Origin of the sequence: Pseudomonas sp. SWRI68, assembly GCF_014269165.1 — a bacterium.
GTDB lineage: Bacteria > Pseudomonadota > Gammaproteobacteria > Pseudomonadales > Pseudomonadaceae > Aquipseudomonas > Aquipseudomonas capeferrum.
On record NZ_JABWRU010000001.1, the window covers coordinates 341,746 to 357,050 of the forward strand.

Genomic DNA, 15,305 nt, shown 5'->3' on the forward strand with positions numbered 1-15,305 from the left:
CTCAGGCGTACATCTGGTCGATGAACCGGGCTTCGATCTCAGCCCTGCGTGGCCGCCCCGTGACCGTGTAGAACTGATCACGGAAGGTGGCGATGTCAGCGATGACGCGAATCTGCCTGACCCTGGCAAAGTCGGCGAGCCGGTGCTCCAGGCGCGCCATTTCCTGGCGGACCGAGTCTGCGCAGGCGCTGCTCAAGACAATGGCGCAGGGCTCGTCCTTGCCTTCACCCATGACGATCATGTCGTCTACCAGGGCGCTCTCCTTGTAGACGTTCTCGACCCACTCGGGCGAGATGTTGCGTGCGGTAGACAGGATGATCACGTGCTTCTTGCGGCCGGTGATGTACAGAAAGCCGTCGCGAAATTCGGCGATATCGCCGGTATGCAGATAACCGTCGGACAGGTCGCAGGCTGTATCGTCGGCGTTGTAGTAACCGGCACAGAGGGTCGGCGTGCGGACCAGCAGTTCACCGTCGACCAGCTTGGGTTCGATACCATCGAGCAAGGTGCCTGCCGACCCGATACGCCGTTGCGCCGGTGAGTTGAGCGAAATGATCGAGGAGTTCTCGCTCAGGCCATAGGCTTCGAACACCTGTACGCCGTGCGCCTCCAGGGCTTCCAGGACCGTGACCGGAATTTTCGCGCCGCCGGTGATGATGTGCGGGCGTTGTGGCCCGAACAGTTCCTCGACCGAGCAGTGTTCGAGCAGCAGGTTGGCCTCTTCCAGCAGCTTGGGCGGCAGGTACAGGAAGTTCGGCTGGTTGGGCGCAATCAGCTGCAGGTACTGCCGTGCGTTGCCGCTGGCTGCGCCGTATTCGGTCATACCTTCGGGCATGAGGGTCAACGTGCCGCCCGAAAGAATCGGGATGAACACCCCCAGCACCTGCTCGATCAGCAAACTCATGGGGACGATCGAGAAGTAGTGCAGCGGCTGTTGCGGCAGACGCTTCATCACGTTATCGACCAGCAGCCCGACTGCCTCGTCGCGGATCATCACCCCTTTGGGTTTGGAGGTGGTGCCCGACGTGTGGATGATCGAAACAATCCCGTCCGGGATGAGCTCGTCCTCCTGGCGCCACTCGTCACCGATGGTGTCGTGCATGAGTTGCGCGGGGATGAAGCACGCCTTGTCCGGCAGAATAGCGTGCAGGCGGGCGGCGGTTTGCTCATCGCTGACGAACACTGCCGCCGCTTTGCCCAGTAGGCTGCCGATCTGGTCGTCGGAAAACTCGATGGGCACCGGCAGCAACACACCGCCTACTTTTTGGATCGCCAACAAGGTGTACACCCACTCGTAGCAAGAGCGCATGGCGATGCCAAACACTTTGCGTTCGCAGCGGCCAACCCGCCCCTCCAGTGCACTGGCCAGTCGCATCACGTCACGGCGCAACTCGTGCAAGGTGTAGGCGCGACCGTTCATTTCCTTGATCACTACGCGGTCTGGGGTGGCGGCCAGGTAGTCCTGCATTTTTTGGCTGATCATTGGCCGATACCTCCAATGCGATAGCTTTGCGCGCCGAATATGCGCCGAGAGGGGTCATCCAGGCGCCGGCGCCCGTGCATCACGCGCGTGTTGTCGATCACCACCAGGTCGCCCTTCTGCCAGAAGTGGCTATACGTATTGCGGGCGGTCACTTCTTTGATCTCGTCCCATATATCCAGGGCGATATCCTCGCCATCGGCCCAGGTGATAAGCGGCGGTTCATAGTTGACGCTGGGGCCGAGCATTGAATTGCAAAACGCTTGCTTGCCGCTGAAGCAACTGGTTTCAACCGCCGAGATAATCAGTTCGGACGCAATCAGGTTCTGATCGATGCGGCGATAGGTTTGGCCACTGACCTGTTGATTGACTTGGTGCAAGTGCTCGTCGGTGATGTCATCGATGGGCAGTTGCAGTTCAATGCTCAGAAAACGTTTTACATTGTTCCAGGGGATGCGCCGGCTGTAACGAATCTCGCGGTTCTCAAAACACTTTCGGGTTTTCGCAGACAAGTCGAACAGTACGCGTTGGCCGTCGCACAAGGTCGTTTCAGAGCCCACTGCTGCAGGCTCCAGGCAGTAGAACCACTGCAGGTCGGGGTTGAATGGCAAGTTACCGTTCTCACGGTGCAGCCCCATTTCATTCACACCGGCCTCGATTTCTGCGGTGTTGGCCGTAGCGGCTTTGCGGGCAGGGTCGAATGTCACGCGAGCGGAATGCGCGCTGACGAAATCGTTGAAGTCCGGCAGTGTATCGGCAAAGTCGCGGTAGATAATGGCGCCACTGTGGGCGAGGTCTTCATAGAGTGTCGCACTGTTGATCGAATCGCCTACCCGCAGGGCGCGGTCGACGGCATAGATACATTCGAAACCGTAGCACGGTGTCGGTTGTCGATAGAACGGAAACACCGTGGATTGTACGTGCGCCAGCATGACTTATTCCTCCTTGAACTGTGGGTCAGGTAGAACATCGCTACCCGATAACCTCACAGTAAGTGAAAAGAACAAGCTCCTGGTTTTAAGAAATTTAAACGCCCTGGGAAAATTTAATAAAGCGGGGTCATCGTTCCGTCAACAGCGTTTGCGCCACCGCTTCGACCAGTGCGCGCAGGCTGGAAATATCCTTGCTGTCGCTGCGATCGCGCGACCAGATCATGTCGAGGGTGAAACTGGGGAAGCCCAGCGGCGGTGTGCAGACCTTCAGCCCAGGTGCGATGCGCAGGTGCGGCAACAGGCGTGCGGGCAGTGCCACCGTGGCTGGCACGGCGGCCACAATATTCACGCAGGCCTGATAACCATTGGCGCGCACCAGCACGTTGCGTGATCGGCCAACCTTGTCCAGCCAGCTGTCGACCATGTTCTTTTCCGATATCCACGGTGTCGGGAAGACATGGGGCGAAGCACAGAACTCGTCCAGGCTCATGGCCTCTTCACTGGCCAGCATGCCTTGGCTGGTCACGCACACGAAATCATCACTGAGCACCGGTTGCCATTGCAGCTCGGGGTGCATCTGGTGATAGCCCGGGCCGAAGCCGATGGCAATGTCGATGTCGCCTGAAATCAGCCGGTCCACCGGCAGGTCACGGCTTAAGCGATCGAGGTGCAGCGAGGTATTGCCGTGTGTACGTGACAGTACTGCCAGCGCCTGCGGCAAGAAGGAAAGTTCGAAATACTCGGGCGCGCAGATGCGCCAGATCTTGCGCTGTGCTTGTGGCGAGGCGCTGCTGTCGTCCTCGGCGCAGCGGTTTACGGACTCGACCACCACGCGAAGGTACGGCGCAATCTTTTCCGCTTTGGTGGTGGGTTTCAGCACCCCTTGCGAAGACGAGAACAGGGTGTCGTCGAAGCACCCGCGCAGGCGCTTCAGGCAATAACTGACGGTGGGCTGGCTGATATTCATCAATTCGGCAGTCCGCTTGGCGCTGCGCAGTTCGAGCAGGTTGATGAACACCACGATGTCCTGCAGATCCAATTGCTTCAGGTAATTGCTGTGAAGCATGAAAATTCCTCCTGAATTTTCCAGTTCATTGCCTGGGCGCACCCTCACCTGGCAGATGAGCGAGCATTTGCTTCAACAACTGCGCGAATAGTTCACGCTGCTCGGCGCCCAGGGGGGCCAGTACCAGCTCCTGGATCTCAGTATGGGTAAGGACTGCCTTATCAATCAATGCCTTGCCCTGTGCTGTGAGGGCCACTTGGGAGCTGCGCTTGTCTTGATTGTCGGCAATGCGCTCGACCATCCCGGCGCTTTCCAGTCTCGTCAAGCGGTTGGTCATCGCGCCGGACGTTATCAGCAACGAGCGATACAGCTCGGTTGGCGTCAGGCGGTACGGTGCCCCTGCACGGCGCAAGGTTGCCAGGACGTCGAATTCGCCCTCTTTGAAGCCATACTGCGCCAGGGCTTCTGCACGCATGCGCTCCAAGTGCTTGCTGATACGCGCCATTCGGCCAAAAATTTCCATGGAGGAAACATCCACGGAAGGCATCGCCTGCGCCCACTGCGCGACGACGAAATCGACATGATCGTTCATTGCTGCACTCATCGTTGAACCTGGAAATGTTTAACCAACGCACCTTCTGAACCCCCGCGCCTTTTAACAATCTTAACGTTAAGTTATCTTGGCGCGATGAAGCTCAAGGATCAGGAGGCAGCATGGCTTTTTTCATACATGGACAGCACCGTCACTATTATCATGACACCGGCTCCGGCAGCCCTGTGCTCCTGCTGCATGGCTTTGCCAACAGCGGCAGGGCGTGGATGCCGCAGCTCAGCGCGCTGCTTGGCCTCGGGCACCGTGTCATCGTACCCGACCTGCTAGGGCACGGTGCATCCAGTGATGCCCCCGAAGGCATCACCGCCCATGCCCAAGCCTTGGAAATACTGGCGCTGCTGGACCACCTCGGGCTCGACAGCGTCCAGCTGGTCGGCTTGTCCCTGGGGGGCATGGTGGCCCTTGAGATGGCCTGTCATGCCCCGCACGCAGTAGAGAAACTGATCGTTGCCGGCACGTTCGCCAGCATGAACACTGCACATCGCAAGGGACTGCTCAGCGAGTGGGCGGCCGCCTTGGGCAAGCAGGATGGTTGCCTTAAACACTTCAAGTCGAGCTGGCCCGCATTGGTCGGTGCGGACTTCGCCGCCTCGCCCCGTGGTCAGCGGCTTTACCAGGCGTGGCACGCCCAGGCTGCGCAGTTACGGGCGCACAACCAGATCCGCTGGTGCGAGGGCATGAAGCAGTACGACCTGACTGGCGATTTGCAACGCATTCAGGCCGCCACACTGGTACTCGCCGCAGAATTTGACCCGATCAGCCCGAGCGCCGAAGCCGAAGCCATCTGCAACAACATCGGTCACGCTCGCCTGGCCACCCTCGCGGGCGAGGGGCACGTATTCAACGTACCGCTCGCACAGGCATTCAACCAGGCAACCGCTGCGTTCCTGCAGGAGTCCCTCCATCATGACTGATACTCCCAACAAAGCCTGCGTCGGGTTGCTGGCGATACTGATCGGCTTGAACCTACGCCCGGTCATGGCTGCCATCGGCCCGCTGCTGCAATTGCTGCAGCACGACCTGGGGCTGAGCAACACCCAAGCCGGCCTGCTGACGACCTTGCCGGTGATGATGATGGGCGTGTTCGCGTTGTCCGGCCCCTGGCTGCTGCGTCTGGTCGGTGAGACCAAGGGCGTGGCTGCAGGCATTGTGCTGATTGCGCTGAGCTGCGCTGCACGCGCCTACGTCAGCACTGCCGAAGCGCTCATCGCCACAGCGGCACTGGGTGGTATCGGCATTGCGATCATTCAGGCGCTGATGCCGGCGTTCCTCAAGGGCAGCCATCCGCAAAGTGCTGGCATGCTGATGGGCTTGTTCACCACCGGTATCATGGCGGGCGCCGCGTTGGCCGCCGCCACGGCAGCACCTGGCGCCGGCCTGTTCGGCTGGCAACTGTCGTTGGGCTACGCTGCCGTCCCGGCATTGGTCGCCCTGATCGTCTGGCTGCTGCTAGCGCGTGGGACCCCTGGCAGACAGGTGTCGGCCACATTGCCCTACCGTAGCCCGCGGGCCTGGTTGCTGTTGCTGTTCTTCGGCATTGGCACAGGTGCCTACACCTTGGTGCTGGCCTGGTTGCCGCCGTTCTACATCGAGTTGGGGTGGACAGCAGCCGAGGCGGGTTACCTGCTGGGGGCATTGACCGTCACCGAAGTGCTCGCCGGCTTGCTCGTGTCATCCTTGATCCAGCGCTTTGCGGATCGCAGATACCCCTTGGTGTGGGTCATTTTGCTATTGATAGCAGGGTTGGCCTGCCTGATGGTCGCGCCGGTAGCGTTGGCGGCCGTGGCCACAGTGTGTCTGGGCCTGGGCATTGGGGCGCTTTTCCCACTCTCGTTGATCGTTGCCATGGACCACGCGGATTCACCGGCCAAGGCTGGCGCGCTGTTGGCGTTCGTGCAAGGTGGTGGGTACCTGATCGCCGCCAGCATGCCACTGCTCGCCGGTATCGTGCGTGACCAGCTCAGCTCATTGCACTGGGCTTGGGCGGTGATGATGATCGGCGCCTTCGTGCTGCTGGGGTTGAGCACACTGTTGCGTCCGCCGTTGCGGCACAAAGAAGCCATGGTTCGTCAGGCTTGAATCGGCAAGGCTGACGCGCCTATTCCGGTTACCGAGCGTGCGTGCCAGTTCGGCCGCACGCATGCCGCTGATTTTTCACCAAATCTTATGATTTTCCCGATATGCCGTACTTGCGCAGCCGCTGTGCAATGGCGGTGTGTGAAGTTTGCAGCCTGCCGGCCAGCTGCCGTGTCGACGGATAGCTGGCATACAAGCGCTGCAACAGCTCCCGTTCGAAGTTCGCCACGGCCTGCTCCAGGCTCGCCACTTCGCCATCCTGGCCACGGGCCACCGAGGTGCCAGCGATGTCCAGGTCGCCAATGTCCACCAGGTTGCTCTCGCAAATGGCCGCCGCGCGGAAAATCACATTCTGCAATTGCCGCACGTTGCCTGGCCAAGGGTTGGCCAGCAGCGCCGAATGGGTGGCCGGGGTCAGGCGGCAAGCGGGGCGCTGAATCTGTGTGCAGGCCTGCTGCATGAAGAAATGCGCCAGCATCAGGATGTCCTGGCCACGGTCACGCAAGGGCGGCACTTGCAGGTTGAGCACGTTGAGGCGGTAGAACAAATCTTCACGGAAGGTGCCTTCGGCCACCATGTGCTCCAGGTCGCGGTGGGTAGCGCTGATGATCCGCACATCCACCTTCACCTCACGGTCACCCCCCACGCGGCGGAAGCTGCCGTCGCTGAGAAAACGCAACAATTTGGCCTGCAGGTACGGCGACATTTCGCCGATTTCGTCGAGAAATACCGTGCCTTGGTTGGCCAGCTCCATCAACCCGGGTTTGCCACCCCGTTGCGCGCCGGTAAAGGCGCCTGGGGCATAGCCGAACAGCTCGCTCTCGGCCAGGCTCTCGGGCAGCGCGGCGCAGTTCAGGGCCAGAAACGGCGCAGCGTGGCGGCTGCTGATGGCATGGCAGGCACGGGCCACCAGCTCTTTGCCCGTGCCGGTCTCGCCGTGTACCAGCAAGGGCGCATCCAGGGCCGCCACACGCAATGCGCGGGCCTTGAGGGTACGGATGGCCGGTGATTCGCCGAGCAGCGCGTCGAACCCTTCAGCATGGTCATGGTGCAACGCCGAAAGGCGTTCCCCCATGCGCGTCGGTGGGTACAGGGTCAGCAGGCCGCCGGCGTTGGTGATGGGCGTGGCGTCGAGCAACAGGCTCTGGCCGTTGAGCTGCATTTCGCGCATCGGCAGGTGGAAGTTGTTGTCCTGCAGGGCCTGCAGCAGGCCGTTGTCGCCGAACAGTTCGCCCACCGAGCGCCCGGCCGATTCGCGCCCGCACAGGGCAATCAGCGCTGGGTTGGCCAGCAACACCAGGCCTGCGCTGTCCACGGCCAGTACCGGGTCGCTCATGGCCGCGAGCAGGGCATCGAGCTGCAGGTGGCGGCGTTGGCCCGGGAGGATGTCGACCACATCCACCGACTGCACGCCTTGCACGTCGAACAAAGCGTCGTGCAGCTCTTCGAGCACGGCGGGGCTGAGGGTTGGGGCGTCGATGTAGACGTTCGGCGGGACCATCTCCACGGCGTCCAGGTTGAGGTGGCGGGCACCGAGCAGGGCGAGGACTTCCTGGGTGATGCCGACGCGGTCGATGAAGCTGACGTGGATGCGCATGGGGAGGCGGTTGGTCATGGCCGGGGAGGGCCGTAGTATGCCTTGATAGGTGGGCTTGGCCCAACACTGCCGGGGCTGCACAGCAGCCCCAGTTCATTGTTACTCCAGATGTTCAGGCTTGATCGGGTCGCCCGACTTCACCTCGAGTTTTTCGCGAATATCGCTGAACATGAAGTCATAGATCTTGTGCGGCGACCCCAGGTTCTCGAATTTCTTCGGCGGGGCCAGGTAGGACTGGGCCTTGCGGGTCAACAGCATGAGGAAACTGGGCAGCACTTGGTCCTTGGCCAGGAAGAACTTTTCGTCCACCGTCTTGCCTTCGATGCTGCCATGCATGTGGAACTGAATGCCTCTGCCTTCCTTGGGATCCGACGCTGCCTCGTATTCGATGTTCAGGTCATAGCTGTGGTCATGGGTGTTCAGCGCGCTGCGCTCGATGTGTACATGACCAGGGTGGTACTGGGCCATGGCAAGCTCCTTTGGAAGGTCGAAAATGGCGGACGCCAGGCGCCCGCCCACTGCATTCAACGGTAGCTGATCCCAGGCGTGGCGGTGGAAACCCGGGTGCCCGCGGTGCCTTTGACGATGTCCTCGATGTTTTCCAGCGAGCTGATCACCGCCACTTTGCCGGTGTTACGGGCAAAGTCACTGGCCGCTTGCACCTTTGGCCCCATGGAGCCGGCGGCGAAGCCTAGGCGTTCGAGTTCGTCGGGGTGGGCCTGGGCAATGGCTTTTTGCGTGGGCTTGCCCCAGTCAATGTAGGCCGCATCGACGTCGGTGGCGATGATCAGAAGGTCGGCTTCCAATTGCTCGGCCAGCAGGGCAGAGCACAGGTCTTTGTCGATGACCGCTTCGATGCCTTTGAGCTTGCGGTTTTCATCGTACATGGTGGGGATGCCACCGCCGCCGGCGCAAATCACGATGCTGCTCTTTTCCAGCAGCCACTTGATCGGGCGGATCTCGAAGATGCGCTTGGGTTTGGGGCTGGCCACCACGCGGCGGTACTTGTCGCCGTCGGGCTTGACCACCCAGCCTTTTTCCTTGGCTAGGCGCTCGGCCTCTTCCTTGCTGTAGACCGGGCCGATGAACTTGGTCGGGTCTTTGAAAGCGGGGTCGTTGGCGTCCACTTCAACCTGGGTGAGCAGTGTGGCGAACGGTACTTCGAACGCCAGCAGGTTGCCCAGCTCCTGTTCGATCATGTAGCCGATCATGCCTTCTGTCTCGGCACCGAGCACGTCCAGCGGGTAGGCTTCGTCGGGCTTGTAAGACAGCGCCTGCAGCGACAGCAGGCCTACCTGCGGGCCGTTGCCGTGGGCGATGACCAGCTCGTTGCCGGGGTGGATCTTGGCGATCTGCTCGGTGGCGGTGCGGATATTGGCGCGCTGGTTGTCAGCGGTCATGGGCTCGCCGCGACGCAGCAGGGCGTTGCCGCCCAATGCAACAACGATACGCATGGGGAATGTCCTTTATCGGGAATTTTGACGGTCGACGCAGCCCCGATGGGGCACGGGCAAGCCCGCGCGCCATCGGGGCCGGTGTGGCCTTTAGAGGTCAGCCAGGGTCGACACCAGGATCGCCTTGATCGTGTGCATGCGGTTTTCCGCTTGCTCGAAGGCGATGCAGGCCGGTGACTCGAACACGTCATCGGTCACTTCGATACCGTTGGCCAGGTCCGGGTACTGTTCGGCAATCTGCTTGCCGACCTTGGTGTCGGAGTTGTGGAAGGCCGGCAGGCAGTGCATGAACTTGGTGCGCGGGTTGCCGGTAGACTTCATCAGTTCGGCATTCACCTGGTAAGGCTTGAGCTGCTTGATGCGTTCGCCCCAGGCTTCGATGGGCTCGCCCATCGATACCCACACGTCGGTGTGCACGAAGTCCACGCCCTTGACCGCAGCTTTCGGGTCTTCGGTCAGGGTGATGCGGGCGCCACTTTCTTCAGCGTACTTTTTGCAGCGTTCGACCAGGTCGTCATGCGGCCACAGCGCCTTCGGCGCGGCAATGCGCACGTCCATGCCAAGCTTGGCACCGATCAGCAGCAGCGAGTTGCCCATGTTGTTGCGGGCATCGCCCAGGTAGGCGTAGCTGATGTCGTGAAGTGGCTTGTCGCTGTGCTCGCGCATGGTCAGCACGTCGGCGATCATCTGGGTCGGGTGGTACTCGTCGGTCAACCCGTTGAACACCGGCACGCCGGCGAACTTCGCCAGTTCTTCGACGATTTCCTGCTTGAAGCCACGGTACTCGATGGCATCGTACATGCGCCCGAGCACGCGGGCGGTGTCCTTCATGCTTTCCTTGTGGCCGATCTGCGAGGAGTTGGGGTCGATGTAGGTGACGTTGGCGCCCTGGTCATAGGCCGCGACTTCGAAGGCGCAGCGGGTGCGGGTCGAGGTCTTCTCGAAGATCAAGGCAATGTTGTTGCCCTTCAGGTGCTGCTGTTCGGTACCGGTGTACTTGGCGCGCTTGAGGTCGCGGGACAGGTCCAGCAGGTAGCGCAGCTCGCGCGTGGTGTGATGTTCGAGGCTGAGCAGGTTGCGGTTGTGAATATTGAACGCCATGACGGTTTCTCCTTGAATTCGGTGAGGTGCCCGGCCGCAGTCTTGTGGAGGCGGCCGGGTGTGATGGTCGTTAGTAGTCGAGCGGGTCGCGGACGATCGGGCAGGTCATGCAATGGCCGCCGCCACGGCCCCGGCCAAGTTCGCCGGCGCTGATGGTGATGACCTCGATACCGGCCTTGCGCAGCAGGGTGTTGGTGTAGGTGTTGCGGTCGTAGCCGATGACCACGCCGGGCTCTACCGCCACCACGTTGTTGCCGTCATCCCACTGCTCGCGTTCGGCGGCGAAGCTGTTGCCACCGGTTTCGACCACGCGCAGCTTGACGCCCAGTTGTTCGCCGACCACGTCGAGGAACGACTTGTTCTCGCGGCGCACGTCCATGCCATAAGGCTTGCTTTCGTCGGGGCGGATGATGAACGGCACGATCTCTTTCACCACTTCCGGGAAGACCGTGACCAGGTCGCGGTCGCAGAAGCTGAACACGGTGTCCAGGTGCATCGCGGCGCGCGATTTCGGCAGGCCGGCGACGATGACTTTTTCCACCGCGCCTTTGGCGAACAGGTTCTGCGCCAATTGGCCGATGGCCTGGCGCGAGGTGCGCTCGCCCATACCGATCAGCACGATGCCCTTGCCGATCGGCATCACGTCACCGCCTTCGAGGGTGGCGTTGCCGTGCTGTTTGTCCGGGTCGCCGTACCAGACCTGGAAGTCGGCACCGGTGAACTCCTTGTGGAACTTGTAGATGGCGGTGGTCAGCAGGGTTTCCTGGCGTCGCGCCGGCCAGTACATCGGGTTGAGCGTAACGCCGCCGTAGATCCAGCAGGTGGTGTCACGGGTGAACTGGGTGTTGGGCAGCGGTGGCAGGATGAAGCTGGAGTGGCCCAGGTAGTCGTTGTACATCTTGACCACATCGGCGCCTTCGCTCTGCGGCAGGTCCTGGCCTGCCACGCCGCCGATCAGGAACTCGGCCAGATGGCGTGGCTCAAGGCCTTCGAGCCAGCTGCGCACTTCGTTGGTCAGGCCTACGCCGACAGTGTCAGGGGTGATCTTGCGGTCGAGGATCCACTTCAGGGCCTCTTTGTCTTGCACGATGTCGGTCAGCAGGTTGTGCATTTCCAGTACATCGACGCCGCGCTCGCGCATCTTGGTGACGAAGTCGAAATGGTCGCGCTTGGCCTGGTCGACCCAGATTACATCGTCGAAAAGCAGTTCATCGCAGTTGCTCGGGGTCAGGCGCTTGTGTGCCAGGCCTGGGGAGCAGACCATCACTTTGCGCAGTTTGCCGGCTTCGGAGTGGACACCGTACTTCTGTTTTTCAGCGGACATTGTTCATTCCTCCATGTGTGCGAAGACGTGGGTCAAAGGGTCAGGAAGCCGTCGTACAGGCCATAGGCAGCCACCAGGGCGCCGACGACCACGGCCGCGAAGATCAGTTTTTCCACGTTGGTGAAGATAGGTTGGCCAACCTCGCGCTTGGCCTTGGCGAACAGGATGGCCCCCGGGGCATACAGCAAGGCCGAGAGCAGCAGGTATTTCACGCCGCCGGCGTACAGCAGCCAGATGGCGTACAGCAGAGCGATGGCGCCGATGAACAGGTCCTTCTTGCGTTCGGCCAAGGCTTGCTCGTAGGTTTCGTTGCGCAGTGCCAACAGGAATGCATACGCCGCCGACCACAGGTAAGGCACCAGGATCATCGAGGTGGCGAGGTAGATCAGCGACAGGTAGGTACTGCTGGAGAACAGTGTGATGACCAGGAAGATCTGCACCATGGCGTTGGTCAGCCACAGGGCGTTGGCTGGCACCTGATTGGCGTTTTCGCGGCGCAGGAACTCCGGCATGGTGTGGTCTTTGGCGGCGGCGAACATGATCTCGGCGCACAGCAGCACCCACGACAGCAGGGCCCCGAGCAGCGAGATGATCAAGCCGACGCTGATCAGCACCGCACCCCAGTGGCCGACCACATGTTCAAGCACGGCGGCCATCGACGGGTTTTGCAGTTTGGCCAGTTCCGGTTGGGTCATGATGCCCAGCGACAGCACGTTGACCAGCACCAGGAACAGCAGCACGGTGACGAAGCCGATGACGGTGGCCTTGCCCACGTCAGCGCGTTTTTCCGCCCGTGACGAGAAGATGCTCGCGCCCTCGATGCCGATGAACACCCAGACGGTGACCAGCATCATGTTGCGCACCTGGTTCATCACGCTGCCCAGCTCCGGTGTGCCCAGGCCCCAGATGTCGGCGGTGAACACGTCGAGTTTGAAGGCGAACAGGCAGATCAGGGTGAACAGCACCAGCGGCACGATCTTGGCCACGGTGGTGACCAGGTTGATGAACGCCGCTTCCTTGATGCCGCGCAGCACCAGGAAGTGTACGGCCCAGAGCAGGATCGAAGCGCCGATGATCGCGGCGGGCGTGTTGCCCTCACCGAAGATCGGGAAGAAGTAACCGAGGGTGCTGAACAGCAGCACGAAGTAACCGACGTTGCCCAACCAGGCACTGATCCAGTAACCCCAGGCTGAAGAGAAGCCCATGTAGTCACCAAAACCGGCCTTGGCGTAGGCGTAAACCCCGCCGTCCAGGTCAGGTTTGCGGTTGGCCAGGGTCTGGAACACGAACGCCAGGGTCAGCATGCCGACCGCGGTGATGGCCCAACCGATAAGCACCGCGCCAACCCCCGCGCTGGCCGCCATGTTTTGGGGCAGCGAGAAGATCCCGCCACCGATCATTGAACCCACTACAAGTGCAACTAGCGCACCGAGTTTTAATTTTCCGGATGAATCAGACATTTAACAACTCCTGCCAGGAGAAAGTTGACGACAGAATAAATCCGACGCCGGGGCCATTCGCTGACGTGGGTCAGTTCATGGTCATGTGAAGTAGGAAAAATCCTTCACATGGCTCCTGGAGAGTGCCGACAGCTTTGCCGCAGGCCTTGTGGGCTGGCACCTCCATGTCCTACTAGAGCAAACGCTCTGTTCGGCCTGCGCTGCTTGAAGCTAGCCGTTTTTGAGGCTTTCGCAAATTTTTCACAAGAATTTCGAGTTTTAACAGCGCCTTCCCTAGTTGCTGGGCAGCTGCTAATTTTTACAGAGGGTTGGCATAGACAAAGCAGTTATTAGTGCTATAGCTTTTATGGCGTTAACCCATATAAGCCACCGCGCTTAATATGGCCGGCATGGCTGTTTCAAACGAATGACAGCGGGTGAAAAAAAGGGAGGCACATGAGCGAACCGGGACAGAAGCTGCGCCTGGGCGCGCTGATCGCACTGGTGGTGGGTTCGATGATCGGTGGCGGGATCTTCTCGCTGCCGCAGAACATGGCGGCGCGTGCCGATGTCGGCGCGGTACTGATCGGTTGGGGCATCACGGCGGTTGGCATGCTGGCCCTGGCGTTCGTGTTCCAGACCCTGGCCAATCGCAAGCCTGAACTGGACTCGGGCGTGTATGCCTACGCCAAGGCGGGCTTTGGCGACTACATGGGCTTCTCTTCGGCCTGGGGCTACTGGATCAGCGCCTGGCTCGGCAACGTCGGCTATTTCGTGCTGCTGTTCAGTACGCTGGGGTTCTATTTTCCGGTGTTTGGCGAGGGCAACACGCCTATCGCCATCGGCTGCGCCTCGCTGCTGCTGTGGGCTGTGCACTTTCTGGTGTTGCGCGGCATCAAGGAAGCGGCGTTCATCAACCAGGTGACCACCGTGGCCAAGGTGGTGCCGTTGCTGATTTTCATCGTCATCGCGGCGTTTGCCTTTCGCGCCGACATCTTCACCCGTGATATCTGGGGCTTGAGCAACCCGCAGTTCGGCAATGTGCTGGACCAGGTGCGCAACATGATGCTGGTCACCGTGTTCGTGTTCATCGGCATCGAAGGCGCCAGCGTGTATTCCGGGCGTGCACAGCGCCGGTCGGATGTGGGCAAGGCCACGGTGATCGGCTTTCTGGGCGTGCTGGCGCTGCTGGTGCTGGTCAACGTGCTGTCGCTGGGGGTGATGACCCAACCGGAGCTGGCCGGGCTGCAGAACCCGTCATTGGCATCGGTGCTCGAACACATCGTTGGCCCGTGGGGCGCATTGTTGATCAGTATCGGCCTGGCCGTTTCACTGCTCGGCGCCTTGCTTTCATGGGCATTGCTGTGCGCAGAGATCCTGTACGCCACCGCGCGTGACAAGACCATGCCGCGCTTTCTGGCCAAGGAAAACGCCAACCATGTGCCGGCTAATGCCCTGTGGCTGACCAACTGCATGATCCAGGGCTTCTTGCTGATCACCCTGGTTTCGGCCGGGACCTACACCAGCCTCATCTACCTGGCTTCGTCGATGATTCTGGTGCCTTACCTGTGGTCGGCGGCGTATGCGGTGTTGCTGGCGCTGCGTGGAGACTCCTACGCCGGGCAAGCGGGCCTGCGGCGCAAGGACCTGCTGGTGGCGATGGTTGCCCTGCTGTATGCGGTGTGGTTGCTGTACGCCGGTGGGCTCAAGTACCTGCTGCTGTCGGCGCTGCTGTATGCCCCCGGTGTGATTCTGTTCGCCAGGGCCAAGCACGAGCAGGGGCAGACCCTGTTCACCACGTGGGAGAAGCTGATTTTCGCTGCGGTGCTGGCGGGCGCTGCGCTGGCGGCGTATGCCCTGTATTCAGGGTTGCTGAGCTTGTGACCCGGCTACGCAAGCTTGTTCTGGGCGCGACCAGATCCACAGGTTGCCCAGGGTCATGCCGCCGATAGCCAGAAACACCGGCCAGTGGTGTTCGAGGAAGGCCAGCATCAGGCCTGCGCACAGCAGCATGCTGATGGTGGCGCTGACCTTGGCCCGGCGCTGGATCACCTTGCCATTGCGCCAGTTGAACAGAATCGGCCCGAACAACCGGTGATTCTCCAGCCAGGCAGAAAGGCGCGGTGAACTGCGGGTGGCTGCCCAGGCGGCCAGCAGGATGAACTCGGTGGTCGGCAGGCCGGGAATGACGATCGCGACCAGGCCAACCCCCAGGCTTACGTAAGCCAGGATTCCATACAGCAGGCGAGCGAGTTTCGAGCGGGCAGGTTGGGTCATGGTCTC

14 protein-coding genes are annotated in these 15,305 nt (G+C 61.1%); 3 read left to right on the forward strand and 11 right to left on the reverse strand.

Annotated features, from left to right (window positions below; translation table 11 throughout):
* Position 1: 1 nt before the first annotated feature.
* The 4 genes from HU770_RS01520 to HU770_RS01535 form a co-directional block, all read right to left on the reverse strand.
* A complete protein-coding gene (locus HU770_RS01520) occupies positions 2-1,483 on the reverse strand; it encodes an AMP-binding protein (RefSeq protein ID WP_186662930.1) in 1,482 nt (493 codons plus the stop codon).
* Positions 1,480-2,412 (reverse strand): TauD/TfdA family dioxygenase, encoded by a 933-nt coding sequence (locus tag HU770_RS01525; protein ID WP_186657114.1) that lies wholly within the window; start codon positions 2,410-2,412, stop codon positions 1,480-1,482. Before HU770_RS01525 ends, HU770_RS01520 begins: the two co-directional genes overlap by 4 nt.
* Before the next feature lie 127 nt (positions 2,413-2,539).
* Positions 2,540-3,478, reverse strand: coding sequence for a LysR family transcriptional regulator (locus HU770_RS01530; RefSeq protein WP_033701053.1), 939 nt, complete (start codon positions 3,476-3,478; stop codon positions 2,540-2,542).
* Between the two features lie 25 nt (positions 3,479-3,503).
* On the reverse strand, positions 3,504-4,010 hold the full coding sequence (locus HU770_RS01535) for a MarR family transcriptional regulator (protein WP_186662931.1): 507 nt from the start codon (positions 4,008-4,010) through the stop codon (positions 3,504-3,506).
* A 122-nt stretch (positions 4,011-4,132) separates the two neighbouring features.
* Between HU770_RS01535 and HU770_RS01540 the strand changes: the two genes are divergently transcribed.
* Positions 4,133-4,945, forward strand: a complete 813-nt coding sequence (locus tag HU770_RS01540; RefSeq protein WP_186662932.1) for an alpha/beta hydrolase — start codon at positions 4,133-4,135, stop codon at positions 4,943-4,945.
* A complete protein-coding gene (locus HU770_RS01545; protein WP_186657125.1) occupies positions 4,938-6,110 on the forward strand; it encodes an MFS transporter in 1,173 nt (390 codons plus the stop codon). Before HU770_RS01540 ends, HU770_RS01545 begins: the two co-directional genes overlap by 8 nt.
* 85 nt (positions 6,111-6,195) lie before the next feature.
* Here the strand turns inward: HU770_RS01545 and HU770_RS01550 are convergent, their stop codons facing one another.
* The 6 genes from HU770_RS01550 to arcD (HU770_RS01575) all read right to left on the reverse strand — a co-directional run bounded on the left by HU770_RS01550 (position 6,196) and on the right by arcD (HU770_RS01575) (position 13,043).
* Positions 6,196-7,704: a sigma-54-dependent transcriptional regulator gene (locus tag HU770_RS01550; RefSeq protein WP_186663048.1), complete on the reverse strand. Its 1,509-nt coding sequence runs from the start codon at positions 7,702-7,704 to the stop codon at positions 6,196-6,198.
* A 99-nt stretch (positions 7,705-7,803) separates the two neighbouring features.
* On the reverse strand, positions 7,804-8,172 hold the full coding sequence (locus HU770_RS01555; RefSeq protein ID WP_186662933.1) for a DUF5064 family protein: 369 nt from the start codon (positions 8,170-8,172) through the stop codon (positions 7,804-7,806).
* A gap of 56 nt (positions 8,173-8,228) precedes the next feature.
* Positions 8,229-9,158, reverse strand: coding sequence for a carbamate kinase (gene arcC / locus HU770_RS01560; RefSeq protein ID WP_033701047.1), 930 nt, complete (start codon positions 9,156-9,158; stop codon positions 8,229-8,231).
* Positions 9,159-9,248: 90 nt separating this feature from the next.
* Positions 9,249-10,259, reverse strand: a complete 1,011-nt coding sequence (locus HU770_RS01565; protein ID WP_016485079.1) for an ornithine carbamoyltransferase — start codon at positions 10,257-10,259, stop codon at positions 9,249-9,251.
* 70 nt (positions 10,260-10,329) lie between these two features.
* Positions 10,330-11,583, reverse strand: a complete 1,254-nt coding sequence (gene arcA / locus HU770_RS01570) for an arginine deiminase (protein WP_033701046.1) — start codon at positions 11,581-11,583, stop codon at positions 10,330-10,332.
* A gap of 32 nt (positions 11,584-11,615) precedes the next feature.
* Positions 11,616-13,043 (reverse strand): arginine-ornithine antiporter, encoded by a 1,428-nt coding sequence (arcD, locus tag HU770_RS01575; RefSeq protein ID WP_186657128.1) that lies wholly within the window; start codon positions 13,041-13,043, stop codon positions 11,616-11,618.
* 435 nt (positions 13,044-13,478) lie between these two features.
* On the opposite strand from arcD (HU770_RS01575), the gene arcD (HU770_RS01580) reads away from it, so the two are divergent.
* The gene (gene arcD / locus HU770_RS01580; protein WP_033701042.1) at positions 13,479-14,906 is read left to right on the forward strand and encodes an arginine-ornithine antiporter; all 1,428 of its coding nucleotides are present in this window, start codon (positions 13,479-13,481) and stop codon (positions 14,904-14,906) included.
* On the opposite strand, the gene HU770_RS01585 is transcribed toward arcD (HU770_RS01580), so the two are convergent.
* Positions 14,886-15,299: a YbaN family protein gene (locus HU770_RS01585; protein WP_186662934.1), complete on the reverse strand. Its 414-nt coding sequence runs from the start codon at positions 15,297-15,299 to the stop codon at positions 14,886-14,888. The genes arcD (HU770_RS01580) and HU770_RS01585 overlap by 21 nt on opposite strands.
* Positions 15,300-15,305 lie beyond the last annotated feature (6 nt).